The sequence below is a fragment of the Streptomyces argenteolus genome (genome assembly GCF_042902585.1).
GTDB classification, from domain to species: domain Bacteria; phylum Actinomycetota; class Actinomycetes; order Streptomycetales; family Streptomycetaceae; genus Streptomyces; species Streptomyces argenteolus.
The window spans coordinates 1,438,041-1,457,847 of the sequence record NZ_JBIBEG010000001.1; the positions used below are offsets into that span (position 1 = coordinate 1,438,041).

Annotated in this window: 24 protein-coding genes; 13 read left to right on the top strand and 11 right to left on the bottom strand. The window is 72.4% G+C overall.

What is annotated here, in order from left to right; genetic code table 11:
* The first annotated feature begins 132 nt into the window (after window positions 1-132).
* From ACFY8O_RS06550 to ACFY8O_RS06560, 3 genes are all read left to right on the top strand, one after another.
* Window positions 133-915 carry a class I SAM-dependent methyltransferase gene (locus ACFY8O_RS06550; protein WP_387899438.1) on the top strand — a complete coding sequence of 261 codons (783 nt, stop codon included), beginning with the start codon at window positions 133-135 and terminating at the stop codon, window positions 913-915.
* A gap of 347 nt (window positions 916-1,262) precedes the next feature.
* Window positions 1,263-2,339 (top strand): C40 family peptidase, encoded by a 1,077-nt coding sequence (locus ACFY8O_RS06555; protein ID WP_387899441.1) that lies wholly within the window; start codon window positions 1,263-1,265, stop codon window positions 2,337-2,339.
* Window positions 2,340-2,626: 287 nt separating this feature from the next.
* Window positions 2,627-3,976: a PP2C family protein-serine/threonine phosphatase gene (locus ACFY8O_RS06560; protein WP_145804589.1), complete on the top strand. Its 1,350-nt coding sequence runs from the start codon at window positions 2,627-2,629 to the stop codon at window positions 3,974-3,976.
* Here the strand turns inward: ACFY8O_RS06560 and ACFY8O_RS06565 are convergent.
* The 3 genes from ACFY8O_RS06565 to ACFY8O_RS06575 all read right to left on the bottom strand — a co-directional run bounded on the left by ACFY8O_RS06565 (window position 3,958) and on the right by ACFY8O_RS06575 (window position 5,607).
* Window positions 3,958-4,293 (bottom strand): DUF2516 family protein, encoded by a 336-nt coding sequence (locus tag ACFY8O_RS06565; RefSeq protein ID WP_033298647.1) that lies wholly within the window; start codon window positions 4,291-4,293, stop codon window positions 3,958-3,960. The two genes, ACFY8O_RS06560 and ACFY8O_RS06565, sit on opposite strands and share 19 nt — an antisense overlap.
* A 117-nt stretch (window positions 4,294-4,410) precedes the next feature.
* The gene (locus tag ACFY8O_RS06570; protein ID WP_145804591.1) at window positions 4,411-5,070 is read right to left on the bottom strand and encodes a hypothetical protein; all 660 of its coding nucleotides are present in this window, start codon (window positions 5,068-5,070) and stop codon (window positions 4,411-4,413) included.
* Window positions 5,071-5,097: 27 nt separating this feature from the next.
* Window positions 5,098-5,607: a helix-turn-helix domain-containing protein gene (locus ACFY8O_RS06575; protein ID WP_387899446.1), complete on the bottom strand. Its 510-nt coding sequence runs from the start codon at window positions 5,605-5,607 to the stop codon at window positions 5,098-5,100.
* A gap of 270 nt (window positions 5,608-5,877) precedes the next feature.
* Here ACFY8O_RS06575 and ACFY8O_RS06580 point away from each other — a divergent pair, with 270 nt between their 5' ends.
* Window positions 5,878-6,471 carry a DinB family protein gene (locus ACFY8O_RS06580; RefSeq protein ID WP_145804595.1) on the top strand — a complete coding sequence of 198 codons (594 nt, stop codon included), beginning with the start codon at window positions 5,878-5,880 and terminating at the stop codon, window positions 6,469-6,471.
* Window positions 6,472-6,549: 78 nt separating this feature from the next.
* Here the strand turns inward: ACFY8O_RS06580 and ACFY8O_RS06585 are convergent, their stop codons facing one another.
* Both ACFY8O_RS06585 and ACFY8O_RS06590 read right to left on the bottom strand, forming a co-directional pair.
* Complete coding sequence (locus ACFY8O_RS06585) at window positions 6,550-7,083, bottom strand: TetR/AcrR family transcriptional regulator (protein WP_145804888.1); 534 nt, start codon at window positions 7,081-7,083, stop codon at window positions 6,550-6,552.
* Between the two features lie 22 nt (window positions 7,084-7,105).
* Entirely contained in the window at window positions 7,106-7,942 is an 837-nt protein-coding gene (locus ACFY8O_RS06590) for an alpha/beta fold hydrolase (RefSeq protein WP_145804597.1), read from the bottom strand.
* Window positions 7,943-8,182: 240 nt separating this feature from the next.
* Here ACFY8O_RS06590 and ACFY8O_RS06595 point away from each other — a divergent pair, with 240 nt between their 5' ends.
* From ACFY8O_RS06595 to ACFY8O_RS06615, 5 genes are all read left to right on the top strand, one after another.
* A complete protein-coding gene (locus ACFY8O_RS06595) occupies window positions 8,183-8,518 on the top strand; it encodes a hypothetical protein (RefSeq protein ID WP_387899451.1) in 336 nt (111 codons plus the stop codon).
* Window positions 8,519-8,576: 58 nt separating this feature from the next.
* Window positions 8,577-8,912, top strand: a complete 336-nt coding sequence (locus ACFY8O_RS06600) for a deoxyxylulose-5-phosphate synthase (RefSeq protein WP_387899454.1) — start codon at window positions 8,577-8,579, stop codon at window positions 8,910-8,912.
* A gap of 50 nt (window positions 8,913-8,962) precedes the next feature.
* A complete protein-coding gene (locus ACFY8O_RS06605) occupies window positions 8,963-9,451 on the top strand; it encodes a MarR family winged helix-turn-helix transcriptional regulator (protein ID WP_387899456.1) in 489 nt (162 codons plus the stop codon).
* A 113-nt stretch (window positions 9,452-9,564) separates the two neighbouring features.
* Window positions 9,565-11,046 (top strand): MFS transporter, encoded by a 1,482-nt coding sequence (locus ACFY8O_RS06610; protein ID WP_387899459.1) that lies wholly within the window; start codon window positions 9,565-9,567, stop codon window positions 11,044-11,046.
* 11 nt (window positions 11,047-11,057) lie between these two features.
* On the top strand, window positions 11,058-11,555 hold the full coding sequence (locus tag ACFY8O_RS06615; RefSeq protein WP_145804605.1) for a TIGR03618 family F420-dependent PPOX class oxidoreductase: 498 nt from the start codon (window positions 11,058-11,060) through the stop codon (window positions 11,553-11,555).
* Between the two features lie 140 nt (window positions 11,556-11,695).
* Here the strand turns inward: ACFY8O_RS06615 and ACFY8O_RS06620 are convergent, their stop codons facing one another.
* On the bottom strand, window positions 11,696-12,352 hold the full coding sequence (locus ACFY8O_RS06620; protein ID WP_387899462.1) for a TetR/AcrR family transcriptional regulator: 657 nt from the start codon (window positions 12,350-12,352) through the stop codon (window positions 11,696-11,698).
* Entirely contained in the window at window positions 12,349-13,122 is a 774-nt protein-coding gene (locus ACFY8O_RS06625; protein WP_387899465.1) for a TetR/AcrR family transcriptional regulator, read from the bottom strand. The genes ACFY8O_RS06620 and ACFY8O_RS06625 overlap by 4 nt, the downstream gene beginning before the upstream one ends.
* A 111-nt stretch (window positions 13,123-13,233) precedes the next feature.
* Between ACFY8O_RS06625 and ACFY8O_RS06630 the strand changes: the two genes are divergently transcribed.
* The gene (locus tag ACFY8O_RS06630; RefSeq protein WP_387899641.1) at window positions 13,234-14,178 is read left to right on the top strand and encodes an ATP-binding cassette domain-containing protein; all 945 of its coding nucleotides are present in this window, start codon (window positions 13,234-13,236) and stop codon (window positions 14,176-14,178) included.
* Window positions 14,171-14,944 carry an ABC transporter permease gene (locus ACFY8O_RS06635; protein ID WP_387899468.1) on the top strand — a complete coding sequence of 258 codons (774 nt, stop codon included), beginning with the start codon at window positions 14,171-14,173 and terminating at the stop codon, window positions 14,942-14,944. Before ACFY8O_RS06630 ends, ACFY8O_RS06635 begins: the two co-directional genes overlap by 8 nt.
* On the opposite strand, the gene ACFY8O_RS06640 is transcribed toward ACFY8O_RS06635, so the two are convergent.
* The 3 genes from ACFY8O_RS06640 to ACFY8O_RS06650 all read right to left on the bottom strand — a co-directional run bounded on the left by ACFY8O_RS06640 (window position 14,912) and on the right by ACFY8O_RS06650 (window position 17,879).
* On the bottom strand, window positions 14,912-16,015 hold the full coding sequence (locus tag ACFY8O_RS06640) for a phosphotransferase (RefSeq protein WP_387899471.1): 1,104 nt from the start codon (window positions 16,013-16,015) through the stop codon (window positions 14,912-14,914). The two genes, ACFY8O_RS06635 and ACFY8O_RS06640, sit on opposite strands and share 33 nt — an antisense overlap.
* Window positions 16,016-16,089: 74 nt before the next feature.
* Entirely contained in the window at window positions 16,090-16,896 is an 807-nt protein-coding gene (locus ACFY8O_RS06645) for an HAD family hydrolase (RefSeq protein WP_387899474.1), read from the bottom strand.
* Between the two features lie 53 nt (window positions 16,897-16,949).
* On the bottom strand, window positions 16,950-17,879 hold the full coding sequence (locus tag ACFY8O_RS06650) for a GntR family transcriptional regulator (RefSeq protein WP_145804613.1): 930 nt from the start codon (window positions 17,877-17,879) through the stop codon (window positions 16,950-16,952).
* 259 nt (window positions 17,880-18,138) lie between these two features.
* On the opposite strand from ACFY8O_RS06650, the gene ACFY8O_RS06655 reads away from it, so the two are divergent.
* Window positions 18,139-18,303, top strand: a complete 165-nt coding sequence (locus ACFY8O_RS06655) for a hypothetical protein (RefSeq protein WP_167526150.1) — start codon at window positions 18,139-18,141, stop codon at window positions 18,301-18,303.
* A 52-nt stretch (window positions 18,304-18,355) separates the two neighbouring features.
* Here the strand turns inward: ACFY8O_RS06655 and ACFY8O_RS06660 are convergent, their stop codons facing one another.
* A complete protein-coding gene (locus ACFY8O_RS06660; protein WP_387899478.1) occupies window positions 18,356-19,210 on the bottom strand; it encodes a winged helix-turn-helix domain-containing protein in 855 nt (284 codons plus the stop codon).
* Window positions 19,211-19,520: 310 nt separating this feature from the next.
* Between ACFY8O_RS06660 and ACFY8O_RS06665 the strand changes: the two genes are divergently transcribed.
* The coding region (locus tag ACFY8O_RS06665) for an alpha/beta fold hydrolase (RefSeq protein ID WP_387899481.1) at window positions 19,521-19,807 on the top strand (287 nt) is incomplete at its 3' end.

Genomic DNA, 19,807 nt, shown 5'->3' on the forward strand with positions numbered 1-19,807 from the left:
CCTTTCATTTCCGTTTTGCCAAACCATTACGTTGCTCTCGGCGCGCCGAGGGCCCTGTCACGCGTTCCGCCGTTCTCGCGGGCCTTCGCCGCTCCGCGCGTTCCCTCCAGGGCGTCGCATACGCTCTTCGTCATGCACCAGCGCCCCATCGGCACCGCGACCCGCGGGACCACCAACCCCAACCGGCTGCGCCGGATGGACCGCTGGATCGCTGCGACCCACGGCCCCGCCCTGCGCCGGAGCGACTCCCCCGTCGCGGTGGACCTCGGCTACGGCGCGGCGCCCTGGACCGCCGTGGAACTGCTGGAGCGACTGCGTGCCGCCGAGCCCCGCACGGCCGTGGTCGGCGTCGAGATCGACCCCGAGCGGGTCGCCGCGGCGCGGCCGTACGCGCGCGAGGGGCTCACCTTCGTGCACGGCGGCTTCGAGATCCCCCTGGCGGGCCGGCCGGCGCTCATCCGGGCCGCGAACGTGCTGCGCCAGTACGACGAGGGCGAGGTCGCCGCGGTCTGGCACCGCCTCTGCGCGCGCCTCGCGCCGGACGGGCTGCTGGTCGAGGGCACCTGCGACGAGATCGGGCGCAGGCACGTGTGGGTCGCCCTGGGCCCGGAGGGCCCGCGCACCGTCACCTTCGCGACCCGGCTCGGCTCCCTGGAGCGCCCCTCGGACCTCGCCGAGCGCCTGCCCAAGGCGCTGATCCACCGCAATGTGCCGGGCGAGCCGGTCCACGCCTTCCTGCGGGACCTCGACCGGGCCTGGGCCTCCGCCTCGCCGTACGCCTCCCTCGGGGCACGGCAACGCTGGATCGCGGCGGTACGCGCGGTCTCCGCCGACTGGCCGCTGACGGACGGCGTACGGCGGTGGAGGCAGGGCGAGATCACGGTGCGGTGGTCCGCGCTGCGGCCCGAGGCCTGATGCGGGCAGGGGTCGGCGGGCCGCCGTAGGGCCCGTGGGAAGATCACAGGGCATGCGGCGCGGGAGCACACGGCATCCGGCACGCGCGCTCCGGCGCACGGGCCGCGCGACCCCAGGACTCCGTGCGTGCGGCGCACGGACACGCCCCGCCCGGCGCTCGAAAGGAGCCGGATCCGGGAACACAAACGGATCACCGTTCGTCCCCCTGTGTGACGAGACGGCCTGCGTGCACCTCTGTTGCTTTACGGGACGACATGGCACGATCGCGTCGTCACCTGAACGTTACTGACGGTAAGTCACATGTCCGCGATCTGGCTTTCATGGCCTTTCGCCCGGAGGGGGAGCTTGTGAACCGACGCCACTGTGCCACTGCCGCGATCACTCTGGTCTGCGCACTGGCCCTGCTGACCGCGCCGGTCCAGGCCATGGCCGCCCCGATCCCCGAGCCCGGCCCGACGGCCGCCGCGCCCGCCGTGCCCACCGCCGGGAAGAAGAGCCTCGAAGAGGTGCGCGAGGAGATCGACACCCTCTACCGCAAGGCCGGCGCCGCCACGGACGCGTACAACCTCGCCCAGGAGCAGGCCGAGAAGCAGTCCAAGGAGATCGTCGCGCTGACCAAGGCGATCGCGGACGGGCAGGCGAGGATCGCCGAACTGAAGGACTCGGCGGGAGCGCAGGCCCGCGAGCAGTACCGCACCGGCGGACTCCCCCCGGGCGCCCAGCTGATGCTGAGCGGCAATCCCGACCTCTTCCTGGACGGCGTCAACCAGGCCCGGCAGAGCCAGCAGGCCACCAAGGGGATGCTGACGGAACTCGAGCAGGCGCAGGCCGACTTGGAGACGTACACCCAGGACGCCAGCCTCAACTGGGAGAAGCTGGAGGCCAACCGCGTCAAGCAGGCCAAGGCGAAGAAGAGCATCAACGCGCAGATAGCCGCGGCGAAGAAGCTCGAATCGCAGCTGGCCGAGGAGGAGCGGGCCAGGCTCCTGAAGCTGGAGCAGGACGCGGCGTCCACGGCACAGGCCGCCTGGCTCTCCTCCGGCGCACTCCAGGACATCAACCGCGAGGCGAGCGCCGGCGGGAAGCTTGCGGTGGCCTTCGCGACCGCCCAGATAGGCAAGCCGTACGTATGGGGAGCCGAGGGCCCCTCCTCGTACGACTGCTCCGGACTGACGTCCCAGGCATGGGCCGCGGCGAAGCGCCCGATCCCCCGGACGTCGCAGGAGCAGTGGCGCCTGCTGCCGCACATCCCCATCCAGGACATGCGCCCCGGTGACCTGATCATCTACCACAGCGACGCCAGCCACGTCGGGATGTACGTCGGCGACGGGTCGATCGTCCACGCCCCCCGGCCCGGCCGTCATGTCACGCTGGCGGGAGCGGGTTCGATGCGGATCCTCGGAGTGGTGCGCCCAGACAAGTAGGAGCAGGGCTCCGGGCGGACGGGCCTTCCGGGCCGGGTGACCTGGGCCACGGGGATTGTGTGCGGGGCGTGTCCGGCGCGTGATGTTTGTCATGACCCCTTGTCCCTTTCGTGCGGACGCGGCACGCCGGATCCGTGGTGGGACGCGGCTTATGGCCGTGCACAGGACGCAGGATGACCGCCGGGCGCCATTCCGTTCCCCCGCCGCGGACCGCTATCGTCCCCGTCGGCGGGTCGTCGATCGTCGTCCCGTCGCGCCCTCGGGGGGAGGGAAGGAAACCCGAATCGATGCCCGTACCCGTACCGCAGCAACGTGCCGTTCCCGCTGCGGAGACCACTCATGGCGCCGGCCTCACACTCCTGGTGATCGAGGACGACCCTGCGGGCACCTTCACCGTTCCCGAGCTGTCGTCCACCACCGGAGCGCGGGTCCGCGTCCGCACCGCCCGTAACCTCACCGAGGCGGGACGCCTGCTGACCGACGACGTCGACTGCATCCTGCTCGACCTCGACCTCGAACTGGCCTCGCCGCCCACCGCCGCGCGCGCCGAAGGCCGCGACGAGGGGACGGCCCAGCCGGACGAGCTCGCCACCCTCAAGCACGTCCTGCGTATCGCCCCGCAGCACGCGGTCCTCGCGCTCACCGCCGAGGGCGACGCGGAGCGGGCCGCCGAGGCCGTGCGCGTCGGCGCCCAGGACTACCTCTTCCGCGACGAGCTGGACGGGCGCCTCCTCAGCCGTGCCATCCGGTACGCCGTGGAGCGCAAGCGCGCGGACATCGCCCAGCACCAGCTGACCGAGTCCCGGCTGCGCGCCCAGGAGAACGCCCGCCTGGAGCGCGGGCTGCTGCCCACCCCCCTCCTCGAAGGCTCCGACCTCGCCTTCGCGGCCCGCTACCGGCCGGGCCGCAGCCGCGCCCTGCTCGGCGGCGACTTCTACGACACGGTCCGCACCCCCGACGGCACGGTCCACGCGATGATCGGCGACGTCTGCGGCCACGGCCCCGACGAGGCGGCGCTCGGCGTCGAGCTGCGCATCGCCTGGCGGGCGCTGACCCTGGCGGGGCTCTGCGGCGACGCGCTGCTCTCCACGCTGCAGCAGGTCCTGGAGCACGAACGGCAGAGCGAGGAGATCTTCGCGACCCTGTGCACGGTCGACATCGCTCCCGACGGCCGCCGCGCGGGACTGTGCATCGCGGGCCACCCCGCGCCGCTCATCGCCCGCCAGGGGCGCGCGGCTCATCTGCTGCCGTACGAGGACGGCGGCCCGGCACTCGGGCTGCTGCCGCACGCCCGGTGGCCGCGACGGCAGGTCGAGCTGGGCGGCTCCTGGAGCCTCATGATGTACACCGACGGCCTGATCGAGGGCCGCGTGGGCTCCGAGAGCAGCCGGCGACTGGGCCAGGACGGCATGGTCGCCATGGTCAACGGCCGGCTGGACGAGGGGCTCCGCGGCGAGGCGCTGCTGGAGGCCGCGGTCACCCAGGCACAGGAGCTGAACGGCGGCGAACTCACCGACGACGTGGCGGTCCTCCTGCTGGAACGCGACGAGACCCGGATACGCCGAAGGGGCGGGAACGCCTCGCGTTCCCGCCCCGGTGCCGCCTCGGTCGCGGGCGCTCAGCGCCCGCCGTTGTAGGGGCCGTACGGTCCGTCGCTGCTGGAGCCGCCGCGCCGGCCTCCGCCGCCCGACACCGCCTTGATCGCCGGGCGCACGTCCACCATGAAGACGATGGACGCGATCACACCCGCGATCTGCAGGAACAGGATCGGGATGACGAGGTTCACGAAGACGGTGACCCCCAGGATGATCAGCCAGAACGACTTCTTCTGCTTGTCGGCGGCCCGGTAGGCGTCCTCGCGCGCTGTCACGGCGAAGACCAGCGCGACCACCGCCAGCACGAGCATGGCCAGATACAGCAGCTGGAGGAACGAGCCGAAAGCTTCGAGCAACACGGTGAGCACCGCCTAGTCAGTGGATGAGCGCCTCGCGGCCAAGGTACCGGGACAACGACCCGGGCACCCTCAAAGGTGCCCGGACCGTTCTTCCGGTACTCATGGGACCGCTTCCGCCTACTTCGCGGAGGGGGGGGTGGTCTTCTTCGCGGCGGGCTTGCGCGCGGGCGCGGTCTTCTTCGCGGCGGGCGCCGCCTTGGACTCCACCGGCTTCGGCGCGCTCTTCTTGGCGACCGGGGCGGCCGGCTTCGCCGAGGTCACCGGCTTCGCGGGAGTCACCGGCTTCGTGGCGGCGTCGGACTTCTGCTTCGGCACCGGCTTCGGCTCCGCCTCGACGACGGCCGCGATCTCGACGATCTCGTCGGCCGTCTCGCCGCGCCAGATCCGCACGGTGTTCTCGCCGCGCTCGGCGACCTTCTCGTACGTCTCCCGGGCCCGGACCGCGTACTCGGCAGCAACACCCACGCTCCGCAGCGCCAGGTCCTGGGCGGTCTCGCCCAGCTTCTTCAGGTCGGTGTCCAGCGCCCCGAAGACCTCGCTCACCTTCGCCTGCACGCTGGCCTGCGCCTCCTTGGCCTGCGTGGTGACACGCTCCTGCACGGCCTTGGGGTCGGTGTTGCGCACGGCCTCGATCCGCTCGGGCGCCTCGGCCCGCAGCTGCTCGATCAGCGCGGGCACCTTGCGCGCCTGCTCCACGGCGAGGTCGGCCGTGCCGGCGGCGAAGTAGAGGGGGGTGGGGTCGGTGAGGGTCTTACGCAGGTCATCGGTGATGGCCATGACTGGGGTCCTCCCGGATCATCGGATTCAGTTCAGGGGTGGGTCTGCATCACTGCCGTCGGCCGTACGGGGGCCGCGAGCACCCGGACCGGCACCGTTCGCCCCCCCGGCACCGCTGTCCGCGTCGGCATCGATTCTGCTCTCCGCGTCCGCGGCACCGTGGGACTCGGAGCCGGTGTCGGGTGCGACATCGAATCCGTTCTCCCGGCGGAAGGAGTCGTAGATCTGCAGCAGCACGCTCTTCTGCCGCTCGTTGATCGACGGATCGGCCAATATGACCGCCCGCGTCTCCAGCTCCTCCCGCTCCCGCTCGTCGAGGATCCCGGCCCGCACGTACAGCGTCTCGGCGGAGATCCGCAGGGCCTTGGCGACCTGCTGCAGCACCTCGGCACTCGGCTTGCGCAGACCGCGCTCGATCTGGCTGAGATACGGATTGGACACTCCGGCGGCGTCGGCGAGCTGCCGCAGGGAGAGCTGCGCGGTACGCCGCTGCTCACGCAGGTACTCGCCGAGATTGCCGACGTTGAGTGATGCCATGCCCCGATGGTGCCCCACCCTTGCTAACTTTTGCAAGCGACCGCTTGCAAAAGTGTTCGCACCCTGGTGTGACGGGCTGGTGACCGTCCCGCGCCCGCGCCGGGCCGAGGGCCGCCAGGGGCGGTTCGCGCGCCCGTCGCCAGCCGTGTCCGCCCGGCGGCTCGGGGGTGGTCCTGCGGCGTGGCACGAGGTGAGGGCGACCGGGACCGCGTACCGCCCTCGGCGAAAAGGCTGTGCCCGTGGGTCACCCCGACGGCAGACTTGCCCCCCATGACGACCACTGATCCCAAGGCCGACCTGCACTTCTACCTCCAGTCGGCGCGCGACGCCCTGCTGTGGAAGCTCGAAGGACTGCGGGAGTACGACGCCCGGCGTCCGCTCACCCCGACCGGCACCAATCTGCTGGGCCTGGTGAAGCACGTCGCCAGTGTGGAACTGGGCTATCTGGGGGACACCTTCGGCCGGCCGTCCGGCGAAGCGCTCCCCTGGGTCGAGGAGGGAGCCGAGGACAACGCGGACATGTGGGCCACCGCCGACGAGTCGCGTGAGCAGATCGTGGGGCTCTACCGCCGGGCCTGGGCGCACGCGGACGCGACGATCGACGCCCTGCCGCTGGACACCGTCGGCACGGTGCCCTGGTGGCCGGCCGAGAGGGCCGAGGTGACCCTGCACCACGCGGTGGTGCGCGTGATCGCGGACACCCACCGGCACGCCGGCCACGCCGACATCGTGCGCGAACTCATCGACGGCGCCGTGGGGATGAACGAGGGCAACGGCAGTGTCCCGGCGGGCGACACGGCCTGGTGGGAGAAGCACCGCGACCGGGTGGAACGAGCCGCCCGGGACGCGGGCGGGGAGGCGTGACGCCGTGAGGGGAGGGCCGGGCCGCCGCGGCTGCCCGGCCACCGGTGTGCGGCAGGGCGCGAAGGCCGAAGCGGCGCCTCACAGGCTCCGCAGGCCACGGTCGGCGAAGGCGATCAGCCACTCGAAGCTCTCGTCGACGTCCGCGCTCCACCGGAAGCCGTCTCCCGCCTGCAAGGTGGAGAAGCCGTGGCAGAGGCTGCGCAGCATGCGCAGGGCGTGGGCCTCGTCGGGCTCGGCGATCTCGTAGCCGCGCAGGACCGCGGTGAACGCGTGGAGCAGCCTCTCCCCCGCGACGGCCAGCGGATCGTCCGGGCCGGTGGGTTCCACGCCGACCGTCGCGGCGTAGCGGCCGGGGTGCTCCAGCACGAAGGCGCGGAAGGCGCGGGCCGCGCCCGCCAGTGCGTCGCGGCCCGCACACCCCTGGATCGCGCTTCCGACGGCGTCGGCGGCCTCGCTCAACGCCAGCGCCGCGATACGCCGGTTGAGGTCCTCCTGGCCGCGTACGTGCTTGTACAGCGACGGGGTACGCACCCCCACCCGCTCGGCCAGCAGACCCATCGTCAGGCGGGCGATGCCCACCTCGTCGGCGAGGGCGGCGCCGGCCGAGACCACGGCGGCCGTGTCCAGGCCCGCCCTAGGCACGGGCGGCGTCCGGACGGAGGAAGGCGAGCACGAGTGCAACCACCTGGTCGGGGACCTGGTCGTGCGGGTAGTGCCCGGCACCCTCGATCATCTCCAGGCGGCCGAGGCCGGACGGCAGCGCGTCGACGATCGCCGAGCCCTCGGCGCGCGGGTCGGCCCAGTCGGGATCGAGCGTCCCCATCACGACGAGCACCGGGCAGCGGACGTCGCCGAGCTGGTCCCCCGCGTCGGTCGGCGCACTGCGGCCCATGCCCTGGAGGGCTTTCATCCGGCCCGGCTCACGGAGCATGGACTCGATGCGGCCGATCCGCCCGGCCCAGTCCGCCGGCTTCACACCGGGGTAGGCGACGTCGAGGTACGAGGACCACAGCGGCACGCTGCCGAACAGCCCCGCGCCGACCAGCCGCACCATGCCGCGCCGGCACCGCTTCACCCGCAGGTCTCCCGGGCTGATCGACTGCTTGCGGGTGAACGGCGCCAGTTCGACGACCGCGCTGACCAGCGAGGGCTCACGCGCCGCGGCGATGGTGGCCGCACCCCCGGAGAACGAGTGGCCGACGAGCACGGCCGGGCCGCCGAGGTGGCGGATCACGGCGAGCAGATCGCCCGCGACGGCGGTACGGCTCCACTCGGGCCAGCCGGTGCTGGACTCGCCGCAGCCGCGCAGATCGACCGCGGCGACCCGGTATCCCGCCGCCACCAACCGCGGAACCATCGCCCGGTACGCGGCGCGGCTGTCGCCCATGCCGTGCGCGAGAACGATCAGCGGCCCCTCTCCCGCGACCTCGTACGCGATCGTGCCGCCGTCGACAGCAAGGTGTTCCGTCATGACGCCCCTTCACAACCATCCGGCTAAGTTTGTTAGCTAAAAGCTACTGGTGTTAGCTACCCATGTCAACGGTGACAGCAAGGCCGGCCCACCGCGCCCCGACGGCGACGGGAGCCCCGCCCGGAGGCCGAACTCCGGGGCGCAGCCGGACCACCGGGGTCCTCGCGGGCCGCGAGGCGGGGCGAACGGAGGGGCGCCGCCCTCTCAACAGCAGGCCCCAGGTCCCGTAGCGTCGGATGCGTGAACGACCTCCTGCCGCTCCTGGTGCTCACCGTCGCGCTCCTCGCGGTGATGGGCTTCTTCCGGCTGCTGGTGGCCCGCGTCCGGCGGCGCGGCACCGCGGGCGCCGCCCTCACCGCCGCGCTGGCGTCGTACGACGAGGCGTTCCGGGTGACCGCGCACGACGCCCACCACGAGATCAGGGCGCAGGCCGACCGCAAGGCTCCCCTGCTCTCGCCCGACCGCCCGTGGGAGACGGGGCACGCGGCGGCGGCGCGGACCGGCCCGGCCCGACGCCCGGGACCGCGGCGCCGCGCGGGGCTCCTGTGGCGCCGGCGGCGGTCCGTCACCGGGTGAGCGCGCAGGCCCTCGAAAACCGGTCGACCGCCCTCACGCCTCGGCCTACCCTGACCGCATGCCGCCCGCCAAGACCTCGTACGTCTGCCTGCCGTGCAGGGCTTCGTACAAGCAGCCCTACGACAGGGAGCGGCCGGACCGCGTCTGCCCCCGGTGCGCCCGCGCGCTGATCCACGCCGGTTCCGCCTTCGCCCCTCCGCGGCGGCGGGACACCTCCGCGTGGCGTGCGCTCTCCGTGGTGCTGCACGCCGGCGTCCGCTTCCACAAGAGCTGTTGCGGAGGCCCGGGCTACCGCCCGCGCAGCCTGCGCGAGGTGAAGGAGCGCATGGCGTACGCGGAGTCCTCCGGCGAGCCCTTCGCCCGGGCGCTGGTCCGGTCGGAGCTGCCCGGATAACGTCCCCTTCGGGACGATCTGCCACGGTACTAGTTGCTACCCTGGGGGACATGACCGCCCTGACCCCCGCGAACACCGCGCCGGACCTGTCCTTCCTCCTCGACCACACCAGCCACGTCCTGCGGACCCGGATGGCGGCGGCCCTCGCCGAGATCGGGCTGACGGCACGCATGCACTGCGTCCTGATCCACGCGCTGGAGGAGGAGCGCACCCAGATCCAGCTCGCGGAGATCGGCGACATGGACAAGACCACGATGGTGGTGACCGTGGACGCCCTGGAGAGCGCCGGGCTCGCCGTACGCCGCCCCTCCAGCCGCGACCGCCGCGCCAGGATCATCGCCGTCACCGACGAGGGGGCCGAGATCGCCGTACGGAGCCAGGCGATCGTCGACCGGGTGCACAGGGAGGCGCTGGAGACACTCCCCGAGGGCGACCGCGAGGCCCTTCTGCGCGCCCTCGGCATGCTGGCCACGAACCACCTCGCCACGCCGGCGGAGAACCCGCGCCCGGTACGGCGCGCACGCCAGGGACAGAAGTAGACCCCGGGCCGGGGAGCCCCGGAAGCACCGCCAAAAAGGTCCGACAAATATAGTCTGCAACAAAACAATCTGCTACGGTCTTCTCTTGTGAGCCTTCCGACAGGAGAAGACCGATGACCGTCGACGCTTCCCGCACGATCTCCGGCACGTCCACGGCACCCCCCGCGCCCGGGAGCGCCGAGCCCGCCCGGCCCGCCCGTGACCGCGCGCTCGCCCTGGGAGTGATCGCCGCGGGGGTGCTGACACTCACTCTCGACGGCTCCATCGTCACCGTGGCGATGCCCGCCATCCAGCGCGACCTGGGGTTCACGTCCGCCGGTCTCAGCTGGGTGGTCAACGCCTACCTGATCGCGTTCGGCAGCCTGCTGCTGCTCGCCGGCCGGCTCGGCGACCTGCTCGGCCGCACCCGCATGTTCCTGGCCGGGACCGCCGTGTTCACGCTCGCCTCCCTGCTGGCCGGCGCCGCCACCACCCCCGCGGCACTGGTCGCCGCCCGCTTCCTCCAGGGCGTCGGCAGCGCGACGGCCTCCGCCGTCGCCCTCGGCATCCTCGTCACGCTGTTCCGCGAGCCACACGAACGGGCCGGGGCCATCGCCGTGTTCTCCTTCACCGGAGCGGCGGGCGCGTCGATCGGGCAGGTGCTCGGCGGGGTCCTCACCGACGCGCTCAGCTGGCACTGGATCTTCTTCATCAACCTGCCGATCGGTCTGGCGACCCTCCTGGTCGCACGCCGGGTCCTCCCGTCCGACCGGGGCATCGGCCTCGCCGCGGGCGCCGACGCGCTCGGCGCCGCCCTCGTCACGGCCGGCCTGATGCTGGGGATCTACACGGTGGTCACGGTGGAGGAGCACGACTGGATCTCCGTGCACACGCTCGGCCTGGGAGCGGTCTCCCTCGCGCTCCTCGCCGCCTTCACCGTCCGTCAGGCCACCGCCCGGACCCCGCTCATGCCCCTGCGCATCCTGCGGTCCCGCAGCGTGGCGGGGGCCAATCTGGTCCAGGCGCTCCTGGTGGCCGCCATGTTCTCCTTCCAGATCGTCGTCGCCCTGCACCTGCAGAACGTCCTCGGCTACGGCGCCACCGCGACCGGTCTCGCCCTGCTCCCCGCCGCCGTCGTCATCGGAGGCGTCTCCCTGGGGATCTCGGCCCGGCTGAACGCCCGGTTCGGCGAGCGCGCGGTCCTGCTCGCCGGGCTCGCCCTGCTGATCGGCGCCCTCGGCTTCCTCACCCGGCTCCCGGTGCACGCGCAGTACGTCACCGACGTGCTCCCCGTGATGCTCCTGGCGGCCGGTTTCGGCCTCGCGCTGCCCGCGCTGACCTCGCTCGGCATGTCCGGCACGGGCACGGACGACGCCGGGCTCGCCTCGGGACTCTTCAACACCACCCAGCAGATCGGCATGGCCGTCGGCGTCGCCGTCCTGACCACCCTGGCGGCGTCCCGCACCGAGCGGATGCTCGCCGCGGGCCATGACCGGGCCGAAGCGCTGGCGGGCGGATACCGGCTCGCCTTCACGGTCGGCGCCGGCCTGCTCGTCACCGCCTTCGCCGTGGCACTCCTGGTCCTGCGCCACTCGCCCTCCCGCATCCGCCCCTGAAGGAGCAGCACATGAACACCGTCGACACCGCCGAGGCCACCGGGCCGACGAGCGGACCCGCGCCCCGCCCCCTCACCGAGCCGGAGGCGTCACGGCTCCTCGCCGAGCAGCAGTTCGGGGTGCTCGCCGCCGTACGGAGCACCGGCCATCCGCACCTCTCGACCGTGCTGTACCGCTGGGACGCCGAGGAGCGGGTCGTGCGCGTCTCCACCACAGCCGGCCGCCTCAAGGCCCGGATGCTGCGCCGCGATCCCCACGCCTCGCTGCACGTACAGGGCGGTGACGTCTGGTCGTTCGCGGTGGCCGAGGGCGAGGCCGAGGTCTCGGAGAAGACCGTCCGTGCCGGTGACGCGGTGGGCCGTGAACTACTGTCACTCACACCGGGTTTCGACGACCCTGCGGAGGAACGCGCCTTCCTGGCCCAGGCGGTGGACGAGGAGCGCGTGGTGCTCCGGATCCGGGTGTCACGGATCTACGGAACCGCCCTCGACATGCCGTCCGAGGAGTGAGAGCGGCGGGCACTGCGGAGCGGTGCTGTGCGACGGACAGGGGGCCTGCCCCCAGCGCTCCGGAGCACCGTGCGCGGCGGGGGCGTACGGCCCGCGACGAGCAGCGACCCGGGTGGGCGGCCGGACCCACCGCACGCCGCTCACCCGCCGGTTCGTCCGCGCCCGTCCGCGGGAGCTGCGCCAAGCAGGCCGTCCTCCAGCTGCCGGAAGGCGACGTGGGCCGCCGCCACGGCGTCGTCGTGGACCTGCCCGGCGGTCTCACCCGCGTCGATCCGCCGCCAGTTCTCCATCGCCAGGATGCGCAGCACGGCGATGATCTGCCCCGCCGCGAGCTGCGCCGGAAGAGGGCTGCCGGGGTCCAGGGCGCGGGCGAGTGCCGCCTCCGACCGGCCCTGGTAGGCGTACATGCGGGCGACAAGTGAGGGCGTGCCGTAGAGCAGCCGGTGGTAGGCCAGCACCTCGGGGACGTCGCAGAGGCCGGTGACCGGGTCACGGCGGTCCAGGCCGTCCAGGTGGTGCAGGCGCAGCGCCTCCAGGGGCGTGGTGCCCTCGGGCCGGCCGGCGACGACGCGGGCCGACTCGTCCTCGTGGTCGGCGAACCGGTGCAGGACCAGGTCCTCCTTGGCCGGGAAGTACCGGAACAGCGTGGGCTTCGAGATGTCCGCCGCAGCCGCCACCTCCGCGACCGAGACCTGGTCGAAGCCCCGCTCCAGGAACAGGGTGATCGCCGCTTCGGAGACGGCCTCGTAGGTCTGCTGCTTCTTGCGTTCGCGCAGGCTCGGCTTGCGGGTGCTCATGACGGCTCACCCTTCCCGATCAGCAGTTCGACACCGTCGAGCACCCGCTCCAGCCCGAAGACGAAGTCGTGGTCGGGTGCGTCGGGCTCGTCCATGACCCCGGAGTCCAGCAGCCGGGTCAGCGCGGGATGGTGTACGGGGTCCGCGAGCCGCCGCACCGTCCGCTCCCACTGCGCCATCACCTCCTGGGGCGGGACCCCCTTCGCCTCGACGGCCGCCGCGATGTCGCTCATCAGCAGGGCCTCGTTCCGCACGAAGCCCGAGACCAGGAGGATGACGGAGATCTTGTCGCCCTCGCTCAGCCCGGTGCCCTCCATCGCCTGGAGCCCCTGCTCCCACCACGCGACGGAGTGCGGGCTGGCCGGCGGGCCCGAGATCGGGATGCGCAGGGACCACAGGTTGCGCTGGAAGACCCGGCGCTGGGCCCAGGCCCACTGGCTCAGCGCCTCCCGCCAGCCCGCTCCGTCCTCCAGTGCGGGCAGCGGCGAGGGGGCGCCCATGACGGCCTCCTGCATGAGGAGGTACAGCTCCTCCTTGGCGGAGACGTAGCGGTAGAGCGCCATGGTGGAGGCGCCCAGTTCCCTGGCGACCCGGCCCATCGAGACGGCCTGGAGCCCTTCCGAAGCGGCGACCGCCACGGCCGCGTCGACGATCCGGTCCAGTGTGAGGCCCGGCTTCGGCCCCTTGACCGGACGCTCCCGCAGCCCCCACGCGGCCTCGATGCTGGCCGGCAGGCCCGTGCCGCCCGCCGCACCGCTGTTCTCCGTCACCCGAAGCCGCCTTCCCCAGTACTGGCTTGCCACCATCCTAAGTTTGCGTAATGCTTACGCAGTAACGCGTATGCCATACGCATAAGGGGGATCCTCGTGCACGACGACGTCATGATCGAGGCACACGGCCTCACCAAGTCCTACGGAGGACCCGGCGCCCGGGTCCGCGTCCTGGACGGTGTCGGACTGCGGGTCGCGCCCGCCGGCATCCACGCCCTGCTCGGCCCGAACGGCGCCGGCAAGACGACGACCGTGCGCATCCTGTCCACCCTCACGACGCCCGACTCCGGTTCGGCGCGCGTCGCCGGGTACGACGTCGTCGCGGACCGGCGCCGGGTGCGCCGGCTCATCAGCCTCACCGGGCAGTCCGCCGCCGTCGACGAGACGCTGACCGGCCGGGAGAACCTCCGGATGGTGGCCCGGCTGACCGGACTGAGCCGCCCCCGGGCCCGGCAGCGGGCCGACGAGCTCCTCACCCGCTTCGACCTCCTCGACGCCGCGTCCCGCCAGGTCCGCACGTACTCCGGCGGGATGCGGCGCCGCCTGGACCTCGCCGCGGGCCTGGTCGGCTCGCCGGACCCCGGTGTCTACTTCCTCGACGAACCCACCACCGGCCTCGACCCCCGCAGCCGCCGCGAGCTCTGGCAGGTGGTCCGCGACCTCGCGGACCAGGGCGCCACGGTGCTGCTCACCACCCAGTACCTGGAGGAGGCGGACCAGCTCGCCGATCGCGTCGCCGTCCTCGACCAGGGCCGGATCGTCGCCGAGGGCACCCCCGCCACCCTGAAGTCACGCCTCGCCGGACACCGCCTGGACCTCGTCCTCAGCAGCCGCGAGGCCTATCTCCGGCTCGCCACCAGGGCCGTCCACCACTCCCCGGAGACCCTCACGCTCGGCATCCCCACGGACGGGACCGCAGCCCACGCACGCGCCCTGCTCGACGACGTCGATCCGCACCGCACCGACGTGGAGCGCTTCTCCCTGCACAGCGCCACCCTCGACGACGTGTTCCTCGCCCTGACCACCGGCCCCACGGAGGCACCGGCCCATGTCTGACGCACCCGGGATCCTGACCCACGCCACGGTCCTGACCGGCCGCAGCCTCCTCCTCAGCCGGCGCAACGTCGACGCCGTCATCACCTCGATGATGCTGCCGGTCCTGCTGATGCTGATCTTCGTCTACTTCTTCGGCGGGGCGATCGACACCGGCGGCGCCTACGACGCGTACGTCATGTACGTCGTCCCCGGCGTCCTGTTCCTCTGCGCCGGCTTCGGCTCGGCCACCACCGCGGTCGCGGTGAGCGAGGACATGAAGGGAGGCATCATCGACCGCTTCCGCTCCCTGGACATCGGCGGGACGCCGATCCTGGCCGGACACGTCGTGGCGAGCACCGTACGCAACCTGTTCTCCACCACGCTGGTGTTCGGCGTCGCCGTGCTCATCGGCTTCCGCCCCGCCGCCACACCTGCGGGCTGGCTCGCCGTCGCCGCGGTACTGCTCGCCTGCATCGTGGCGCTCTCCTGGCTCTCGGCCGCCGTCGGACTGCTCGCCCGCACCCCGGAGGCGGCCGGGGGCTTCAGCTTCTTCATGTCGTTCCTGCCCTACCCGAGCAGCGCGTTCGTCCCCGTCGACACCTTGCCGGACTGGCTCCACGGTTTCGCCGAGCACCAGCCGGTGACCCCGGCCATCGAGTCGCTGCGCGGCCTGCTGCTGGGCCGGCCGGTCGGCGACGCCCCCTGGATCGCGCTGGCATGGGCGGCCGGGACCCTGGTGGTGTCCGTGGCGCTGTCACGGGTGCTCTTCAGGATGCGGACCCGCTGACGCCGGGCCCTGGATCCAGCGGGCGTACGCACCCATGACCCGGCGGAGCGAGGGGACCGCGTCCAGGCCGAGCGGCACCCGGGCCCGCGACAGCACCTCGCGAACCCGGTGCGCGATCACCGGGAGCCGGCCCGGGACGGGCCCGGCTCCCGGCTGCTCCAGCGCGATGGCCCCCCGGATCACATCGGTGTAGACGGACTGCACGCGCTTGTAGGCGAGGAGCGTCGCCAGATCCTCCCGCCAGCCCCTGGCGCACTCCGGTCGCACGCTCTCCACCGCGCCGGCCCAGAGGCAGGCGGTCCGCCCGGCCTCCCGGGGGGAGTACCGCATCAGGTGCAGATGCGTGGCGAGGTCGTACAACGGATCGCCGATCATGGACAGTTCCCAGTCGATGGTCCAGAGATCGTCCGCCGCGTCCACGACGAAGTTCAGCCGGTGCAGGTCGCCGTGGACCAGCGTGAACGGCCGGCTGGTGAGGCCGCGCGACCGGGCCTTGATCGCGTCCAACGCCCTTTCGCCGACCCCGAGTTCACGGAAGAGCGAGCCGAAGCGGTCCTGGTGGAGGCGGTAGACCTGCTGCTCGGTGAAGGTGACCAGGCCGTCGAGGAAGGCGCCGGTGTCCCCGTCCGCCGGAGGGCCCACGGGATCGTGGAGCCGTCGCGCGCCGATCGAACCGGCGTCGAGTGCCACCAGCTCGCCGAAGAGCTGCCCCAGCTGCCCGGCATGGCGCGCGGAGAGCGTCCCGGCCGGGCTCCTGCCCAGGGTCCGCCCCTCGATGAACCGCTGGAGCAGGAGGTGCTCGTCGAGGACGGTGATCTCGGGTATCCGGCTCACCCGGCCCCGCAGGTCCAGCAGCAGTCGGTCCTCGGAGACGAAGCTCGTGCGGTCGAACCGGAAGAGTTCCGAACGCGGTTCGTGCACCTTGCACCGCAGTGGACCGCCCGGCAGGGCGAAGACGTACGTCTCGCGGTAGTGCCCTCTGTACGGACCCTCGATCGCCGTGCCGTCGGAGACCTGGCCGGGACGGCCCCTCGGATACCCGCGCATGTCCACCGTGGTGGCGACTGTCACCGCCTGCTCCCTCGACCGTGAACGGGTGCCGGGAGCGACCACCGAACCGGTCCCCCTGCGGGCAGAACCTGCCTCTACCCGCGGCTCCCGGCCCCCGGCGGCCCCGCTCCCGGCTCCCTCGACCGCACACGCTGCCGGGCCGTCTCCAGCAGGCCCCGCAGCGAGCGCACCGAGCACCGGGCACCGACGTCCTCGAGTGCCCGGCGCTTGCGCTCATTCACCGCATAGCCAATGAACGGTACACCGACCGCCTTGGCGGCCAGGCAGTCCGCGGGGGAATCCCCGATCATCACGGCCGCCGCCGCGGCCGTGCCCGTCGACTCCAGGGCACGGACCAGGCAGTGGGGATCGGGCTTGAGGAGCGCGGGGTCCGACGTACGGCCGTGGATGTGCTCGGCCGCAGGCGCGGACGCGTGGTGGCGCCGGAGGAAACGGGCCACCGCCACCGGCGAGTTGTTGGTCGTGACGGCCTGCTTCCAGCCCCCGGCGTCCAGGGCTCCGATCAGCTCCAGCGCATGCTCCGTGGGGGTGGCGCCGGCAGCCGCCTGCGTCTCCTCCGCCGTGAGGAGCCACTCGGCACGGGCCGTCACCGGGCCGTCGCCGTGGTGCTTGGCGACCTCCTGGAGCAGGGCCAGCGGGTCGTCCGTCCTGGCGGCCAGCACCTCCGGGTCGCACCCGAGGGCGCTCAGCCCCTCGGCCAGCCTGGCGGCCACCCCGGCGGCCGGTCGCCCGGCGAACAGCCGGCACAGAGGGCCGTCGAAGTCGAAGAGGACGCATTCCGCCGCCGAGAGGAGCGCGGCCGGGCCGGGCTCGTCCGCTTCGGAGGGCGTGCCTGACGAGGAGGTGTCTGCGGGGGAGGCGGCTTCGCACCGGGCAGTCATGTCGTCGGTCCTCTTAGCGGCGGCCGGGGCAGGGGTCGTCGTGGCGTGCACGGTCAGAACGTCACCTTCGTGGCCAGGTTCTCCCAGTTGGCGTCGAAGAACTTCTTCGCCGCCCGCACCACCCCGGCCTGCTCGGGGGTGGAGTCGGCGGAGGCCCGGAACGGATACAGCGTGGCCCCCGTGCCGTACGCGTCGTAGGTCGCCACCTCCTCGCCGTCCTCCAGCGTCGCCGTGCCCTCCTCCGGGATGTAGAAGCCCTGGAGCACCACGCGGTTGTTCAGGATGTACAGCTTCATCTGGGGCGCGAAGGGGACCATCCGCACCTGCACCGCGACCTCCTCGACCAGCTTGAGCCGGCGGAGCTCGTACAGGGCGGAGCGCAGCATCGTCACGTGGCTGCGCAGGATGCCGCCGAGCCGCTGGCGGACCCGTGGATCGTCCTCGCCCGACACCTGCCGGGGGATCGCCAGGGCGGAGGAGTCGGTGTTCGGGAGCAGCAGCCGTGCGGTGATGCTGCGGGGCGGGCTGATCTCCCCGGCGACGATGCGGTCCTTCTGGTCGACGACCCGGGCGGCGAGCGATTCGGTGGTCATCGAGAAGACGTCGAGCTTGACCACGTTGGCCTCGAACGCCTCTACCAGATACGGCTTGAGCAGCACCGGCGGTACGCGCTCCGAAACGACGGCCCACACCTTGCCCTCCGGGCTCCTGGCGGGCCCCGGCACGTGCGAGGGCTCCCCGGGCTCGGACGCCACGAAGGACCCGCTCCCCTGCCGGGTGACGATCAGCTCCTCCTTGCGCAGCAGGGAGAGCGCCTGATTGACCGTCGCGCGTGACACACCGAAGCGCGTGGCCAGCTCCTCCTGCGTGGGAAGCCGCTCGCCGGGCCTGTGCGCCTCGCTGTTGATCTCCTTGCGCAGTTCGTCTGCGACCCAGAGGTACTGGAACTTGGCATCACGCGGGGCGGAACCATGACTTGTCACACTGCAACCCTACAACTTCCGCACCCACACGGTCAGATGCCACGCACAACCGGGACGACCGATGTTCACAGGACCTACAACTAACCAAATAACCAGACAAGTTTGCGGCAGGAGCCCCGGAGGAATAAGTACGACAAGTCAAAACGGGGGACTTGTACAGCAGTTGTTCGGTTCTTGCGCAGCGTCGCGCGAAGTCGCCGGTCTCCCCCACCCAGAGGCGCATCCGCGCCTGTCCCGCACCTGGGAAGGAGTGACCACCATGCCCCTGTTCACCCTGGGCCTCGAGCAGATCATTCAGTGGAAGTACGGCGTCATGGGCACCGTCGGTGTCAGCCTGCTGAGCTTCGGCCTCAAGGTCGGCAACGCGAACTTCGCCTGCGCCGGGGCGCTCGTCCTGGCCCTGCTGTTCGCGCCGGGCGACTGAGACCTGTTTCGCCGGCGGTCCGCGCCGGCGAAACAGGTCGGCGGCGAGGTCCTCAGTCCGGCAGGTCCGTCGCGGCCTGGGCCCACAGGCCGTCGAACCACCGCTGCGACCGCTCGACGAACGCCAGGTCGTGCGCCCGGCCGGACGACTGCGCGAAAGCGAGGAGCACCGGGCGGTCGCCCAGCCCCCCGGACGTCCCGGCCGTCGATCCGCCGGCCTCCTCGGTCCGCCGCTCCACGCAGTGGTGGCCGAACAGTGCCTCGCTCCCGTTGAGCAGGTAGAGCTTCACCGGCGGGGTGAACGGGAGGTCCCCGAAGGACACCTCGACGTCGAGTCCACGGGCCCGGCCCACCGCCGTCAGCGAGTGCCTCAGCACCGCGCTCTGCGCGGCGCGGACCGCCCGCCACCGCTCGTGCGCGGGGCCGGCGCCCTCCCGCCCCGGGGGCGCCAGGTGCAGGTCGCCGGACGGCAGCAGCACACGCACCCTCACCGATCGTGGGGCCGAGCCGCCGGAGAAGATCCGCCGGGTCGGTTCGGCGAGGGCCAGGGTGAGGGATTCCGTCGTCAGGCACACCGCGTCGATCCGAACGTCGGGTGCGTCGAACGCCTCCAGGACGCGGGTGCCCAGGGACACCCGCGCGGGCGGCGGGCCGTCCGCGTCCGGGGCGACGCGGGCAGGAACACCCCGCATGCCCTCGGCGAGCAGCCCTTCCTCCCGCAGACTCCGCAGCGCCGCCCTGATCGCGGCCCGCTCGACGCGGAACTCCGCCGCCAGCTCCGCGAGGGCCGGCAGGGGATCCCCGGCCCTCAGCACGCCGTCACGGATACGCGCACGCAGGACCTGGGCGACCTCCTCCCAGGAAGGAGGCACCTCGCCGCCACCCGTCGCCGTGCGCTCCCACGTCATGACGGAACGCTACAACCCCGCTTCGCCGCACGGAAGTTCCGCGGAACCGGCTGCCACGGCGGACAGCGGCGGCGAAGTCGCGGCGAGCACCGCGCCCTCCGGCCCGCCGTCGCCCGCCGGACGCGGCACCCCAGGCCCCGGGACCTCGCCGGTCGCCCGACATGCGCCGTATGCCCTGATGTGGAAGATAGGACGGGGACCGGAGAACGTCCGCCTCGCCCCCCGCCCGGCTGCCCGGTCCCCGGGTGAGCCCGCCCGGATGCGGGCCGCCCCCCGGTGGCCGGGCCGCCACAGAGCCGAAAGGTACGCCATGCCGATCTGCACGACCCGCGACGGTGTCGACATCTTCTACAAGGACTGGGGCAACGGCCGCCCCGTGGTCTTCATCCACGGCTGGCCGCTGAACGGCGACGCCTGGCAGGACCAGCTGAAGGCCGTGGCCGACGCGGGCTTCCGGGGCATCGCCCACGACCGCCGCGGCCACGGGCGCTCCACGCCGGTGTACGACGGCTACGACTTCGACACCTTCGCCGACGACCTGAACGACCTCATCACCCAGCTCGACCTCCGGGACGTCACTCTGGTGGCCCACTCGAT